Here is a 14,922-nt window from a genome sequence, read left to right on the forward strand (position 1 = left end):
ATTTAAGTCTTTTTTGCTTTTTTATGGCTTTAACATTTTAATTATTTTTAAAAATAAATTTCCTTTTTCTTCTTCTTCATGATAACCATTTCCATACTTTCCGTAACCATACCCATAACTATATCCATATCCATATTTACCTTGTAAAGAAAAATCATTTAACACATAACTAATATTAGCAACCTCTTTATTTTTATACTTATCATCAATCATTTTCATCATTCCTTTTTCAGAATAATTTTGACGAATTACATACATTATTGCATCTGTATATTTAAATAATTCTAGAGCATCTGATACTAAACCAATTGGAGGTGAATCTATAATTATATAATCATATTTTTCTTTTAAATAATTCATTAACTCATCAGTATTATCACTAATTAATAATTCTGAAGGATTTGGCGGAATTGGACCAGATAAAATTAAATCTAAGTTTGGTACTTTTGTATTAACAGTAACATCCTCAATACTATTATGTCCAATCAAAAAATTTACGACCCCGCGTTCATTCCCTAAACCAAAATCTGAAAATATTTTTGGTTTTCTTAAATCCAACCCTATTAAAACTGTTTTCTTTCCGCTTAAAGCAAATACTGAAGCCATATTAATAGAGACCATTGTTTTACCTTCTCCACTTACAGAAGATGTAATTAGTATTGTTTTTGAATTAGAATCTGATTTATTTGTGTTAAATAAAAATTTAACATTTGATCTTAGCGCTCTAAAAGATTCAGCCACAGAAGATTTTGGTCTTTCAAAAACAGCTAAATTATTTTTCCAATTATTTTTTCCAATAACACCTAAAACTGGAATTGCATATGTTCTTTCGATTTCTTCAACAGAATGTATCTTACTATCTAAAGACTCTAAAATTATAATATAAAAAAGCGGCAAAACCAAACCAACCATTAGAGCAAGTAAATAATTAAAACTTGGTATTGGGTAAATAGGTCCGTTATCCAAATCTTTAGCAGTATCAATTATTTTAACATCAGAAACATTTGCCGCTATTGCAGTTCCTGCCTCATAACTTTTTTGTTTTAGATAATTATAATTAGCTTCAGACATATTATAACTTCTTTCAAAAGCGATCAACCCTTGTTCTTTTTCAGGCAACATTTTTTGTTTATTTAACGCAACTGACAATCGGCTATTAACCTTTTTTAAATCATTTTTAAACGTACTTTTTAAATTTCTAATATTCTCAAGAAGTATTTTTTTTGTGGTTTCAATATCTTTATCTAGAGCTATAACATCTGGGTGATTATCTGTAACCGTATTTCTTAGTTTTTCTCTAACTGTCGTTTTACTAATTAGCTCTCCTACTTCTATTGGAATTTTACCATCGGCTATTTCTATTATTGCGGGTACAGGGATTTTATTAAATTTTTTATGTGTAAGAACATAGTTATTTAAACTATCTAATAACTCAATATTATTAGTTACATTTCTTTTTTGTGAATCTATAAGAGTAATTTTTTCTAATATTCCAGATCCTTGTGCAGATAAATTATAAATATTATTTTTTGATTTAAATTTACTTAATTCTTTTTCTAAATTTTTTAAATTCCCTGATTCTATCTTAAATAAGTTATCTATATATTTTTTAGTATTTTCTGCATAAGCAATTTTTGCGCTTTTTTTATCTTTTTCAAGAACTTTTACGGAAGCATTCAGGTAATCTACAATTCTATTTTTATTAGATCCTTCTAATTTTAACTCAAGAATTGAAGCTCCATCTGTTAAATCAGAAATTTTAATAGACCTGTAACCTTTAACTGTAGTGTCAAAATTACTAAACTTAATAAAATAAAATTCTCCTAGAGATAAACTACTAACAGAATGAATTGTGAAGTTTAAAAAAGGTAAATTAATTTTTTCTCCTGAAAAGTATTCTCCTGAAAAATTTATTTCCTTTGATGCGTAACTAGAAAATGTATTTCCTGTACCTTTTTCTATAATATTACTTGTATAGGTAATTAAAGCGTTTCTTCCTTCTGTATTATAGTCAAATGAAACCTTGTACTTATCTCCACCTAAACCCTCAATTTTAATAAGATTATCATAAAGTTGAGGCTTATCTAATTCTACCTTTATTTTAAAAGGTGTGCTACCGTATACATCTTCTAATCTGTACCTTCCTTCTTTTAAATAATCAATGTAAAACTGTAATGATTCTACTACTTTTTCATTATGAGTTCTAGACTTTAAAATTACCTTTACGGTACCTATCTCATGGCTTTCTCCACCCCAATTAAATGCTATATTTGTACCTGTAGAAAATAATGGATTGTTTTCTTCTTTAACGCTAATAACCGTATTTAGGCTGTATAATTTTTCTTTATAACCGTTCAAAAATTTAGCTACAATTAAAGCAATAATAGTAGTAACAATAAATAATTTCCAATACCCAATAATTTTAAAAACATACGTTTTTATATCTATTGAATTCTCTTGCGAATTATTTTCATACAAACCTCTTTTCCTCATAATTTTATAAATTCCTTTTTAGCAAAATAATAGAAGTGACTAAAGTAAAAATAGACACTAAAGAAGATAATGATTGTAGCCCGGTTGTTCCTGTTCCCCAAGATTTTTGCTTTAAAGGAATGACATTAATATAATCGTTTGGTTGAATATAAAAAACTTCAGAATCAAAAATTGTTGCCTTTGTTAAATCTAAAATATATTTTTTTCTATTTCTCCATAATTCAACTTTCTTTTTATTTCCCGTAATAGAAATATCCCCTGAATTTGAAATAGCATCTAATATACTTACATTAGCTTGATAGATAACTTTAGGTCCAGGGTTTTCAATTTCTCCAATAATTGTATATTTAATTCCTGATAGACTCACCGTTACAAAAAATGTTTCTTTGTTTTTAAAGTACTTTAAAAGTTTCTTTTCTAACTTTAAACGAACTTTTTTTGTAGTAAACCCTAATACATTTATTTCTCCAATTCTTGGTAATCGAATATTACCATGTCTATCAATTCTATATCCTATTTGATCACTTATACCCCTTTCAAAACCTCCACCATTTAAACCTGATTGATTTGTAGTGTTTGATTTCTTAAAAAGCGCTACATATTTTTCATCTTCAGCTTTTAAATCAATAGTCAGTACATCACCAATTTGCAACCTATATGGTGTATTGTTTAACTTATAAATATTTTTTTTAGATATTGGGTCACCTTGCAAATAAATTAAATCTTTACTTGGGATGCATGAAGTTAAAAAAGAAACTAAGAGAAGTACAAAAAATCGTTTAAGCATAGATCAAAATATAATTACTTCTCAAAAATATAATTTTTATATCGCTCTTCCTATAATTTTCCTTTAATTTTGTTATTATTTTATATGCAAAAAGTTTTTTCTTACATAAAGTACCTCATTAGATCTACAAATCAACATGGAATTCATTCTCCGTTTGTATATGATTTAACCACAAAATGTTTTTATAAAAAACCCGATTCCTTTAATAAAAAAGCACTTAAAGCACATAGATTCAGTATTTTAAGCAATAAGAGTAAAATTGAAATTACAGATTTTGGTGCTGGTTCTAAAGTTTTTAAAAGTGACTTAAGAGCAATCTATAAAATTGCTAAATATGCTGGAATAACTTCTAACAGAGCCCTTTTATTAAGTTGTATTACGGCCTATTTTCAACCAAAAACAGTTTTAGAATTTGGCACTTCACTCGGAATTGGAACTGCAGCTTTGCATATTGGGAATCCAAATGCTCAAATTACAACTCTTGAAGGTTGCAAAAACACCGCAGAAATAGCACAAAAACAATTTGATGAATTTTCTTTTAAAAATATTGAGGTGATTACTGGGGAGTTTACCAAAACGCTATCAACATTAAAATTTGAAAATTCTTTAGATATGGTTTATTTTGATGGAAATCATCAAAAAGAAGCAACGTTGAAATACTTTCATCATTGTCTTCAATTTATACATAACGAAAGTTTTTTTATTTTTGATGATATTCATTGGAGCAAAGAAATGGAAAGTGCTTGGTTAGCAATAAAAAAACATCCAAAAGTAAAAGTTACCATCGATACCTTTCAGTGGGGAATTGTATTTTTTAGAAAAGAACAGGAAAAAGAACATTTTATCATTAGAGTTTAAAAAAAGTGTATTTGTTTAAATAATAAACACAACAATTTTATAACTCTACGACTTTTAAACTTTGTAACTTTGTAACTTTAACAACTTTGCAACTCAAAAGAATGAAAATTTACACCAAAACGGGAGACAAAGGAACAACCGCATTATTTGGCGGAACAAGAGTTCCGAAACATCATTTAAGAATAGAATCTTACGGAACTGTAGATGAATTAAACTCGTATATTGGTTTAGTTAGAGATCAAAAAATTGATGAAAACGCAATCAATTCTTTGATTAGAATTCAAAACGAATTGTTTACGCTTGGCTCCATGTTGGCAACTCCACCAGAAAAAGAAATCTTAAAAAGTGGAAAAGAGCGATTGAATATTCCTAAAATCACTTCAGAAAACGTTGTATTATTAGAGCAAGAAATTGATACCATGAATTTAGAATTGCCTCAAATGACCAATTTTATTTTGCCTGGAGGAAATCAAACCGTGTCATTCTGTCACATTGCTAGATGCATTTGCCGTAGAACGGAAAGATTAGTAACTGCCTTAAATGAAACTGAAACCGTAAATCCTGCTATTTTAGAATATTTAAACCGCCTTTCTGACTATCTCTTTGTATTGGCACGGAAGTTGTCTAAAGACTTATCCGTTAAGGAAACTCCGTGGATTCCTGAAAAAGAAAAATAAGTTCTTTAATTTTATTGACAGATTTATCAAAAAAAACTTGGTTTTCTGATTAAAAAAATTATTTTTGCAGAAAATTAAACTTTACTAAAAATGTATTGGACACTAGAATTAGCATCTTATTTAGCAGATGCGCCTTGGCCAGCAACGAAGGATGAATTGATAGATTACGCTATTAGAACAGGAGCACCGTTGGAAGTTGCAGAAAACTTACAAGAAATTGAAGATGAAGACGAAGCTTATGATTCTATTATAGAAATTTGGCCTGACTATCCGACTGAAGAAGATTATCTTTGGAACGAAGATGAATATTAACAAAAATTTACATCAAGAAAGTCTCAATCGAGGCTTTTTTTTTGTTTACATTTAACATTAAATTGTAATTGCTGTCAATAAATATCAACTTATTTATTATCAACTAATTATAAATCAGTATTCAATTTATAAAATTGAATTTTAATACAGAATATATACAATGAGCTTATTAAACTCGGTCCTAAAAGTATTTGTTGGAGACAAACAACAAAAAGATTTAAAATTACTACAACCCATCGTTGAAAAAACAAACTCTTTTGCAACAGCGATTGGCAATTTATCAAATGATGAATTAAGGGCAAAATCTGATGAGTTTAGAGCTAAAATTAAAGAAGCAACTAATTCTTTTGAAACAAAAATCACTGAATTAGAGCAAGAAGCTTTATCCGCAGATATAGACAGACAAGAAGCAATTTATACAGAAATTGACACCTTAAAAGATCAAACTTACGAAGCCTCTGAAGCTGTTTTGCAAGAAATAATGCCAGAAGCTTTTGCAGTAATTAAAGAAACTGCAAAAAGATTTACAAACAATACTGAAATTGAAGTAACCGCTACTCCATTTGACAGAGAATTATCAGCAATTAAAGAAAATGTAACTTTAAAAGGTGATAAAGCTGTTTGGCCGAATTCTTGGGACGCATCTGGTCTAAAAATAACTTGGGACATGATTCATTACGATGTTCAGTTAATTGGTGGTTCTGTATTGCATCAAGGAAAAATTGCAGAAATGATGACTGGAGAAGGAAAAACCTTGGTTTCTACTTTGCCTGTTTACCTAAATGCATTAACCGGAAAAGGAGTTCATGTTGTTACTGTTAATGATTATTTAGCAAAACGTGATGCTGCTTGGATGGGACCAATTTTAGAGTTTCACGGATTAAGTATTGATTGTATTGATGTACATCAACCAAATTCTGATGAACGTAGAAAAGCATACAATGCCGATATAACATACGGAACAAATAATGAATTTGGTTTCGATTATTTGCGTGATAATATGGCGCACACAAAAGAAGAATTAGTGCAAAGACCACCAAATTATGCAATTATTGATGAGGTAGATTCTGTATTAATTGATGATGCTCGTACACCGTTAATTATTTCTGGTGCTGTTCCGCAAGGAGACAGACATGAGTTTAACGAACTAAAACCTTTAGTTGCTGATCTTGTTACCTTACAAAAACATTATTTAGTTGGAGTTTTAGCAGAAGCTAAAAAATTAATCGCAGAAGGAAATACCAAAGAAGGTGGATTTTTATTGTTAAGAGTTTTCCGTGGAATTCCTAAAAACAAAGCGTTAATTAAATTTTTATCACAAGAAGGAATCAAACAAATTCTTCAAAAAACAGAAAACACCTACATGGCAGACAATAATAAATTGATGCCAGAAGTTGATGCTGACTTATACTATGTCATTGAAGAGAAAAACAATTCTATTGATTTATCAGACAAAGGAATTATTCATTTATCAGGAAAAACGAGTGATGAAAACTTCTTTGTGTTGCCAGATATTGGTGTAAAAATTGGTCAGATTGATAATAGTGAAGATGCTCCTGAAGAGAAAGCGGCAAAAAAAGAAGAATTATACAAAGACTTTAGCATAAAAAGTGAGCGTATTCATACAATGAATCAATTATTGAAAGCCTATTCTTTATTCGAAAAAGATACAGAATATGTAGTAATTGATAATAAAGTAATGATTGTTGATGAGCAAACAGGTCGTATTATGGACGGTCGTCGTTATTCTGACGGATTACATCAAGCCATTGAAGCAAAAGAAAATGTAAAGATTGAAGACGCAACGCAAACATTTGCAACAGTTACTTTACAAAATTACTTTAGAATGTATCGTAAACTTTCTGGTATGACAGGAACTGCGATTACAGAAGCTGGTGAGCTTTGGGAAATTTATAAATTAGATGTTGTAGAAATTCCTACTAATAAACCAATCCAAAGAGACGATAAAGAAGACTTAGTTTATAAAACAACTAGAGAAAAATACAACGCTGTTATTGAAGATGTTGTAAAATTAGTGGAGCAAGGAAGACCTGTTTTAGTAGGAACAACTTCGGTTGAAATTTCTGAATTATTAGGTAGAATGTTGCAGATGCGTGGAATATCGCACAATATATTAAATGCAAAACTGCATAAAAAAGAAGCAGATATTGTTGCCGAAGCTGGTAAACCTGGAGTGGTAACTATTGCAACAAACATGGCGGGTCGTGGTACAGATATTAAACTTTCTGAAGAAGTAAAAAAAGCTGGAGGTTTGGCTATTGTTGGTACAGAAAGACACGATTCTCGTAGGGTTGACAGACAATTACGTGGAAGAGCTGGTCGTCAAGGAGATGTTGGTTCTACACAGTTTTATGTTGCTTTAGATGACAATTTGATGCGTATTTTTGGTTCGGACAGAATTGCAAAAATGATGGATAGAATGGGATTAAAAGAAGGCGAAGTTATTCAGCATTCTATGATTACCAAATCTATTGAAAGAGCTCAAAAGAAAGTTGAAGAAAACAACTTTGGGATTCGTAAACGTTTGTTAGAATATGACGATATTATGAATGCTCAACGTGAGTTTGTATACAAACGAAGAAGACATGCTTTAGACGGAGATCGTTTAAAAATTGATATTGTAAACATGATTTACGATACCTGTCAAGCTATTGTAAATCAAAACAAACCGTTAAAAGATTTTAAAAATTTCGAATTTGAATTGATTCGTTTTTCATCAATGTCTTCTCCTTTTTCTGAAGAAGAATTTGAATCTATGAGCGAACAAGCCTTGATTGATTCATTGTACGAAACAATTTATGCACATTATCAAGATAGAATTGCTAAAAACGCAGTTGCTGCTTTTCCTGTTATTAAAGATGTATACGAAAATGAAGGCGATAAATATGAGCGAATTGTAGTTCCGTTTTCTGATGGTGTAAAGAGTTTACAAGTTGTAACCAATTTAAAAAATGCGTACGAATCTGAAGGGAAAGAGCTAGTTAAGGATTTTGAAAAAAATATTACACTTGCAATTATCGACGAAAATTGGAAAACGCATTTACGTAAAATGGACGAATTAAAAAGTTCTGTTCAGAATGCATCGTATGAGCAAAAAGATCCATTATTAGTTTATAAATTTGAAGCCTTCGAGTTATTTAAAGTAATGATTGATGACGTAAATAAAGAAGTTTTATCATTCTTATTTAAAGGAGAAATTCCTAATCAAGGAAGTATTTCTGAGGCGCGTCAACAAAAAAGAGAACGTTTAAACGTTAGTAAAGCTGATGTTCAAAATAGTTCAGAACAAGCAATCAACAATTCTAGACAACAACAAAACGAACCCGTTGAAACTGTAGTTAGAGAACAACCAAAAATTGGAAGAAACGAACGTATTACAATTAAAAATGTAATGAGCGGAGAGGAAAAAGAAGTAAAATACAAACAAGCCATCCCTTTGATTGAAAAAGGAGAATGGGTTTTGGTAAAATAATTAAAAATGAAAAAAGCAATTCCATATATTTACATCATAGTTGGTTTCAGTTTTGTTATTAAAGGTTTTTACGCCTTCTTTAATGAACAAGAAATTTACTATCTAATTTTCTCTTTAAAAACGGAAAGCAAATCTATCTATATTTTATTTAATTTGTTTTTTGGAGGATTGATTTTATATAGCGGAATAGGAAGATTGAAAAGTTTTAAAAAGTAACTTTTTCTCTATAAAATAAAAAAAGCCGATGCATTGCATCGGCTTTTTTTAGTTGAAATAATTTCTTTTATTTTTTTCTCAAGTAAACAGTTCCAAAACCAGCTTCTAGTTTCATTTTTACTTTTCCTCGTTTTAATTTTAATTTCATGTGTTGTTGTCCGTCAGATTCGCTATCCTGCAACACATTAAAAGCTAAATCGCTATAAATCGCTGAAGCGTTTGCTTCTACATTTACATCAGAATTCGATGGCATTGTAATATCTATAAACCCATTATTTGTGTAAACAGAATACAATTTTAATGGTAGTTTTTTATCAAATGATACGGTAACATTTCCGCCAATTGAATTGATAGAAACTGGACCAGTAACATCAGTCAATTTAAAATTACTCAACGATGTTGTCAACTCAACTTCTCCATTAAAATTTGACAACGAAGATGTTTTATTTGAGTAAAAAATAGATCTATTTTGATTTGTTTTTTTACAATTACTCGTATCCCATTTTAGCTTTAATGAATTTGGTATTTTAATAATATATTTTTCATTTCCAAACATTACCATCTGACCATTATCATTATCTCTAAACACCAATTCTTCGTTTTTTTGTTCAATAATAAAATAGATTCCTAGTTCTTTATTCTCTTGTTTCTTTCCTAATCTTTTCAGTCCTTCTTTTTTACCAAAGTCTGTTCTTGAGAAAAATAAGCTATTAGACCTAGTAGCTGGTAGTGAATCTAATCTTCCGTTAGTTGTTGTATAAAACGTTCCTTTTTTAAATTGATTTTTTAAATTTTCTTTTGAACTAAACCTAACATTTTTTGTCGCCTTAACTTTTGTAATCATATATCTACTACTATCATGCAAACTTTTAATAATTACCTCATTCCCATCATATCCTTCAATTTGAAAGTTTTTAGCAGAACAAATACTTAAAATTCCTTTGTTAAATTTAATTTTTTTCTCTTGTGCATTTACTGATAAGACAGCTAAAAACACAACAACTATTACTGTGATTATTTTTTTCATGATTATTGTTTTAATTGATTCATAGCTAAGGTTGCGTTGCTCTTAACTATTGGGAATGTTTCATTATTATTAATGATTTTTTTAAGGTTTTTTTGTGCACGATGTTCTCTTAAAAAGCTTAACGATTTAATAATTTTTATTTGTACTAACGGAGTTTTCTCCTTTTCTAAAGCAGTAATTAAATTGATTCTTATATTGTCATTTGATGGAAATTTCAACAACGCATCAATCGTTGCAATTTTTACATTTGCGTTTGTATCGTTGTGCAAAATTTGAATCAATGTGTTTATTATTTTTGAATCTTCTTTTTTAAATTCATCATCAAATTTATACACGCCTTCTAAACGTTTTCCAGCTGATTCATCTTTTAAATAACTTAATACTTCTTTTGTTTCTGCAGAAACTCCAGAATTCTGATTCCAAAAGAAAATAGAAAACACCAACACAATACTTGCTGCAACAGCAATAAAACGCAAATACATCTCTTTCAGTTTTTTAGGTTGATGCAATGCTGCCTGAAGTTTCTTTTTGAAAAGAACTTCTGATGTTGCTGACATTTTTTCAGAATCAAATTCGTTTTTATGTTGCTGAATGTGTTCTTTTAAATTCATTGTTTTGATGTTTTTTTAATAGTGTTATCAATTGATTTTTTCCTCTAGCATATTGATTTCTAACAGTACTTTCGTTGATTTGCAAGATTTCAGAAATCTCTCTGTGATTGTACTCTTCAATCATATACAACACTACTATTACTCTATATTTTTCTTTTAATTTGCTGATGCATTCTTTGATAAAATCTATCGAAATTTCTTCAGTATTCTCAAACTCCATTGCTGCTGTTTCCGCTTCTATTTCTTTAGAATATTCCAAAGAAAAAATGTTTTTTTCTTTTCTTATTTTATCAAAACACAAATTGATTGCAATGCACCGAAACCAAGCCGCTAAATTCACGTCATCATGTACTAGATGTATCTTTTCAAATCCTTTTATAAAAGCATCTTGCACCAAATCTTCTGCATCTTCTTTACTTTTTAAGATTCTCAAACAACTATTGTACAAAAAATTCTTATACTCATTATACACCTCAATTTGAGCTGTGTAATCATTTTGTTTACATTTTTGTATGATGTCTTTTTGAGTCAAAAAAGATACTGTTTGGTTAACCTTACATCTTTATAACGTAAGAAAAGTATTTGTGTCTCAAAAAATAGGAAAAGATTTTCAATTATTTTTATAGCTAAATTAATAAAACAGATTAAAAACCGTTATACTTGTTAAAACAGCACGAAAATGAAGAAATTTATATTGTTATTATTTTTCACTTCCTCTCTGTTTTCGCAGACAGATAAAAATAACTATACCCAACCAAATAAAAATGCCATATACTTTGAAATTGGCGGTTTATCACTTAAACCTTTCTCAATAAACTACGACAGAATGTTATTTACAAGTAATACTGTTTACTTTAACTCAACAATTGGTTTTGGTTTTGATAACAAAGAAAGTGTGAACGATAGTGGCTATTCAATTCCAGTATATTTTAATCTAACAACTGGTTTACATAAAAATAATCATTTCGAAATTGGCATTGGAGCTATCTATTCAAATACTAAAAAAACAAACGATAAAGAGAGAATTATTTATGGAGGTGTAAAAATTGGATACAAATATCAATCTAAAAATCATCTTTTCTTTAAAACTGGCTTAAATATATTTAGTAGATTTTACGTTATTGAAGACTTCAATAAAAACAATCCATTTAAAGATTTAAGACTAATTGGAAATATTTTCAATCTAAGTGTTGGCTACAGCTTTTAAACAAAAAACGCCACTACTTTCGTAATGGCGTTTTTCTATTTTAAAAGAATATTTTTAAATATTCTTAAAATCTGTATCCATTTTTAAGTAATCTAAAAATTCTTGTTTCGTATCTTTATTTTTAAACTTTCCACCAAACTCTGCAGTAATTGTACTACTTTCTATATCTTTAATTCCACGAGAATTTACACACAAATGTTTTGCGTCAATTACACAAGCAACATCATCTGTACCTAAAGCTTCTTGCATTGCTTGTACAACTTGCATAGTTAAACGTTCTTGAACTTGAGGTCTCTTTGCATAATACTCCACAATTCTATTCATTTTTGACAAACCAATTACTTTTCCGTCAGAGATATAAGCAACATGTGCTCTACCAATAATTGGCAATAAATGATGCTCGCAAGTAGAATACACAACGATATTCTTCTCTACTAACATTTCTCCATAATTGTAATTATTATCAAATGTAGATGCTGCTGGTTTATTTGCAGGATTTAATCCCATAAACAATTCATTTACAAAAGCTTTGGCAACTCTTTTTGGAGTTCCTTGTAAACTATCATCTGTTAAATCCATTCCCAAAGTTTGTAAAATATCTTTTACACTTTCCTGGATCCTCTTAATTTTTTCTTCGTTAGAAAGAACAAACGCATCGTCTCGTAATGGCGTTTTTGCCGATGTACCAACGTGGTTCTCTCCTATTTCTTCAACTCTTTCGTCATTCATTTTGCTATTCACTTCAAACATTTCTTTCTTTATTAGTTTGCAAATTTACGTGTTTGCAACGTATTATATTCGATTCTCTATAAATTAAAACTATGAATCTATAGTTTTTTTTTTACTTTAATTTCTCTATCAATTCTGATAATGAACATGTTGTTTGTTCTCCAGAATTCATATTCTTTAACGTAAAAACATCATTGTCAACTTCAGAAACTACAAATTCTAGTGCTCTATTGGTAACGTATTTCCATTGTCGTTTTTGTTGTTTATTACTTTCACCTAAATCAGGATAAAATTCTGATTTAATATTGTTTTTTCTCAATTCAGAAATCGCTTTCATTTTAAGAAGATCTGTTGTCGCATCAAAATTTAAGAAAATTACTTTTGGCTTTGGCAATTCAACAGCTTTAAACAAACCTAATTCTTCTAATACTAAATAGATTCTGTCTAATCCAAACGAAATTCCAACTCCAGAAACATCTGGCAATCCAAAGATTCCTGTTAAATCATCATATCTTCCGCCGCCGCCAATCGAACCCATTTTTACTTCTTTCGGTGCAGCAACTTCAAAAATTGCTCCCGTGTAATAATTCAATCCCCTTGCTAAAGTAACATCAACTTCTAAAGTCGCCGATTGCAATCCTAATTCTTCAATAGAATTACACACAAATCGCAATTCTTCAACGCCTTTCATTCCTTCTTCAGAAGTTTGTAACATCGCTTCTAATGAACTTATTTTAGCTGTATTTGAACCAGAAAAATCAAACAACGGACTTACTTTTTCAATCGCGTTTTCTGTAATTCCTTTCGAGATCATTTCTTTTACAACGCCATCTTTTCCAATTTTATCTAACTTATCTAACGCAACTGTAAAATCGATTAATTTGTCTTTTGCGCCAATCACTTCTGCAATTCCAGATAATATTTTTCTATTATTGATTTTGATCGTTGTTCCTGCTAATCCTAACGTATTAAAAACAGAGTCGTACAACTGAATAAACTCAACTTCTTGCCATAAAGATTTGCTTCCAACAACATCTGCATCACATTGATAAAACTCTCTAAAACGTCCTTTTTGCGGACGATCTGCTCTCCAAACTGGCTGAATTTGATAGCGTTTAAACGGAAATGTAATTTCGTTTTGGTGTTGAACAACGTATCTTGCAAAAGGAACTGTTAAATCGTATCGAAGTGCTTTTTCGGAGATTTGTGGAGTTAACTTCGTACTGTCTTTTCCTGATAATAATTTTTCATCAACTTTAGATAAATAATCCCCAGAATTCAGAATTTTAAAAATCAAACGATCACCTTCTTCTCCGTATTTTCCCATCAAGGTAGAAGAATTTTCAAAACTAGGCGTTTCTATTGGTTGAAATCCGAAGGTTTCAAAAGCAGCTTTTATCGTATTAAAAATATAATTACGATTGGCTATTTCTGTTGGCGAAAAATCTCTTGTTCCTTTTGGGATACTTGGTTTCATATAATTCAGTGTTCAGTTATCAGTGAACAGTTATCAGTAAGTAGAAAATACTTAAATCCGCTGCGCGGACAAATATCGTGAAAAAGTTATAATTTTTTGGGAGTTGTAAAGGTTTTATTTCTGCGTCTTAAACTATAAATACTTGCGTTAAGTTCGAAACCTAATAATAAGATAATTGCATTTAACCACACAAATAACATCGATATTAATAAGGTTCCGATTGAGCCGTACAGCTCGTTGTATTTAGAAAATTCGGTTACATAAATACTAAATAAATAGAACGTAAAAATGGATAAGATGGTGGTGAAAATTGCTCCTGGCGAAAAGAAATTAGAATGTTTTCCAGATTTTGTTCCAAAATGGTACAACATAGAAACAATGGTAAAAACCATGGCGATAAATAAAAATCCTTTCCCTATTTGCAACCAAAAAATATCATTATCTAACCAACCACGCGCTATTAATTTGTCTAATCCTATTTGATAAAAAATGATTAACGCCACGGTAACGACTAAGAAAAACACCATTACTAAAGAAACGCCTAACGAAATTATATACGCTCTTACAACACTTCGCACTTCTTTTACATGGTACGAATATTCGAATGCCCCAAAAATGGCATTCACACCATTTGTCATTAAAAAAATAGACGCTAAAAATCCAAATGATAACAATCCTGCTTTTTGGTTTACTAAAATATCTTGAATTACTAACTGACTTGCTTCAAAGGTTTTTGGTGGTAAAACTTCTGAAATTAAAGACATCAATCCGTCTTGAAAACCATTAATAGAAATGTACGGAATTAACGTTAACACAAATAATAGAAACGGAAAAATTGCCATAAAAAAACTATATGCAATTCCACCAGCACGCGTTGTTAAGGCGCCTTTAACAATACCTAAAATATACATTTCTAGTAAATCGTATAAAGACATTCCTTGTAAACCAGGGATTTTTATCTTTTTACCAAAACGCACCAAAATATTAATAATGGGAACTTGTTCTAGTTTATCTTCTATTTCTTTTGTCATTTAT

The 14,922-nt window shown here is 29.8% G+C and carries 14 protein-coding genes; 6 read left to right on the top strand and 8 right to left on the bottom strand.

The features are described from left to right. Positions 1-21 precede the first annotated feature (21 nt). Both KCTC32516_RS11035 and KCTC32516_RS11040 read right to left on the bottom strand, forming a co-directional pair. The gene (locus tag KCTC32516_RS11035; RefSeq protein WP_301400524.1) at positions 22-2,493 is read right to left on the bottom strand and encodes a GumC family protein; all 2,472 of its coding nucleotides are present in this window, start codon (positions 2,491-2,493) and stop codon (positions 22-24) included. A 4-nt stretch (positions 2,494-2,497) separates the two neighbouring features. Beyond that, positions 2,498-3,280, bottom strand: coding sequence for a polysaccharide biosynthesis/export family protein (locus KCTC32516_RS11040; protein ID WP_301400526.1), 783 nt, complete (start codon positions 3,278-3,280; stop codon positions 2,498-2,500). A gap of 84 nt (positions 3,281-3,364) precedes the next feature. Between KCTC32516_RS11040 and KCTC32516_RS11045 the strand changes: the two genes are divergently transcribed. From KCTC32516_RS11045 to KCTC32516_RS11065, 5 genes are all read left to right on the top strand, one after another. Continuing rightward, complete coding sequence (locus KCTC32516_RS11045) at positions 3,365-4,138, top strand: O-methyltransferase (protein ID WP_301400528.1); 774 nt, start codon at positions 3,365-3,367, stop codon at positions 4,136-4,138. Positions 4,139-4,239: 101 nt separating this feature from the next. Then, positions 4,240-4,815, top strand: coding sequence for a cob(I)yrinic acid a,c-diamide adenosyltransferase (locus KCTC32516_RS11050; RefSeq protein WP_301400530.1), 576 nt, complete (start codon positions 4,240-4,242; stop codon positions 4,813-4,815). A gap of 90 nt (positions 4,816-4,905) precedes the next feature. Then, on the top strand, positions 4,906-5,127 hold the full coding sequence (locus KCTC32516_RS11055) for a DUF2795 domain-containing protein (RefSeq protein WP_301400532.1): 222 nt from the start codon (positions 4,906-4,908) through the stop codon (positions 5,125-5,127). Positions 5,128-5,287: 160 nt separating this feature from the next. Then, on the top strand, positions 5,288-8,620 hold the full coding sequence (secA, locus tag KCTC32516_RS11060) for a preprotein translocase subunit SecA (protein ID WP_301400534.1): 3,333 nt from the start codon (positions 5,288-5,290) through the stop codon (positions 8,618-8,620). Positions 8,621-8,626: 6 nt separating this feature from the next. Then, positions 8,627-8,836: a hypothetical protein gene (locus KCTC32516_RS11065; RefSeq protein ID WP_301400536.1), complete on the top strand. Its 210-nt coding sequence runs from the start codon at positions 8,627-8,629 to the stop codon at positions 8,834-8,836. Positions 8,837-8,903: 67 nt separating this feature from the next. Here KCTC32516_RS11065 and KCTC32516_RS11070 read toward each other — a convergent pair whose 3' ends face one another. From KCTC32516_RS11070 to KCTC32516_RS11080, 3 genes are read right to left on the bottom strand one after another with little or no spacing between them, the layout of a single operon-like run. Beyond that, positions 8,904-9,863, bottom strand: a complete 960-nt coding sequence (locus KCTC32516_RS11070) for a DUF4097 family beta strand repeat-containing protein (RefSeq protein WP_301400538.1) — start codon at positions 9,861-9,863, stop codon at positions 8,904-8,906. Positions 9,864-9,865: 2 nt separating this feature from the next. Beyond that, a complete protein-coding gene (locus KCTC32516_RS11075) occupies positions 9,866-10,474 on the bottom strand; it encodes a HEAT repeat domain-containing protein (RefSeq protein WP_301400540.1) in 609 nt (202 codons plus the stop codon). Continuing rightward, positions 10,443-10,907, bottom strand: coding sequence for an RNA polymerase sigma factor (locus tag KCTC32516_RS11080; protein WP_301400542.1), 465 nt, complete (start codon positions 10,905-10,907; stop codon positions 10,443-10,445). Before KCTC32516_RS11080 ends, KCTC32516_RS11075 begins: the two co-directional genes overlap by 32 nt. A 246-nt stretch (positions 10,908-11,153) precedes the next feature. Here KCTC32516_RS11080 and KCTC32516_RS11085 point away from each other — a divergent pair, with 246 nt between their 5' ends. Continuing rightward, positions 11,154-11,681, top strand: coding sequence for a hypothetical protein (locus KCTC32516_RS11085; protein ID WP_301400544.1), 528 nt, complete (start codon positions 11,154-11,156; stop codon positions 11,679-11,681). A 54-nt stretch (positions 11,682-11,735) separates the two neighbouring features. Here the strand turns inward: KCTC32516_RS11085 and folE are convergent, their stop codons facing one another. The 3 genes from folE to KCTC32516_RS11100 form a co-directional block, all read right to left on the bottom strand. Then, complete coding sequence (gene folE / locus KCTC32516_RS11090; RefSeq protein WP_436410102.1) at positions 11,736-12,431, bottom strand: GTP cyclohydrolase I FolE; 696 nt, start codon at positions 12,429-12,431, stop codon at positions 11,736-11,738. A gap of 91 nt (positions 12,432-12,522) precedes the next feature. Further along, positions 12,523-13,887 (bottom strand): histidine--tRNA ligase, encoded by a 1,365-nt coding sequence (gene hisS / locus KCTC32516_RS11095; RefSeq protein WP_301400548.1) that lies wholly within the window; start codon positions 13,885-13,887, stop codon positions 12,523-12,525. An 86-nt stretch (positions 13,888-13,973) separates the two neighbouring features. Next, positions 13,974-14,918 carry a YihY/virulence factor BrkB family protein gene (locus KCTC32516_RS11100; protein WP_301400550.1) on the bottom strand — a complete coding sequence of 315 codons (945 nt, stop codon included), beginning with the start codon at positions 14,916-14,918 and terminating at the stop codon, positions 13,974-13,976. Positions 14,919-14,922 lie beyond the last annotated feature (4 nt).

This window comes from Polaribacter huanghezhanensis (genome assembly GCF_030444335.1).
GTDB classification, from domain to species: domain Bacteria; phylum Bacteroidota; class Bacteroidia; order Flavobacteriales; family Flavobacteriaceae; genus Polaribacter; species Polaribacter huanghezhanensis.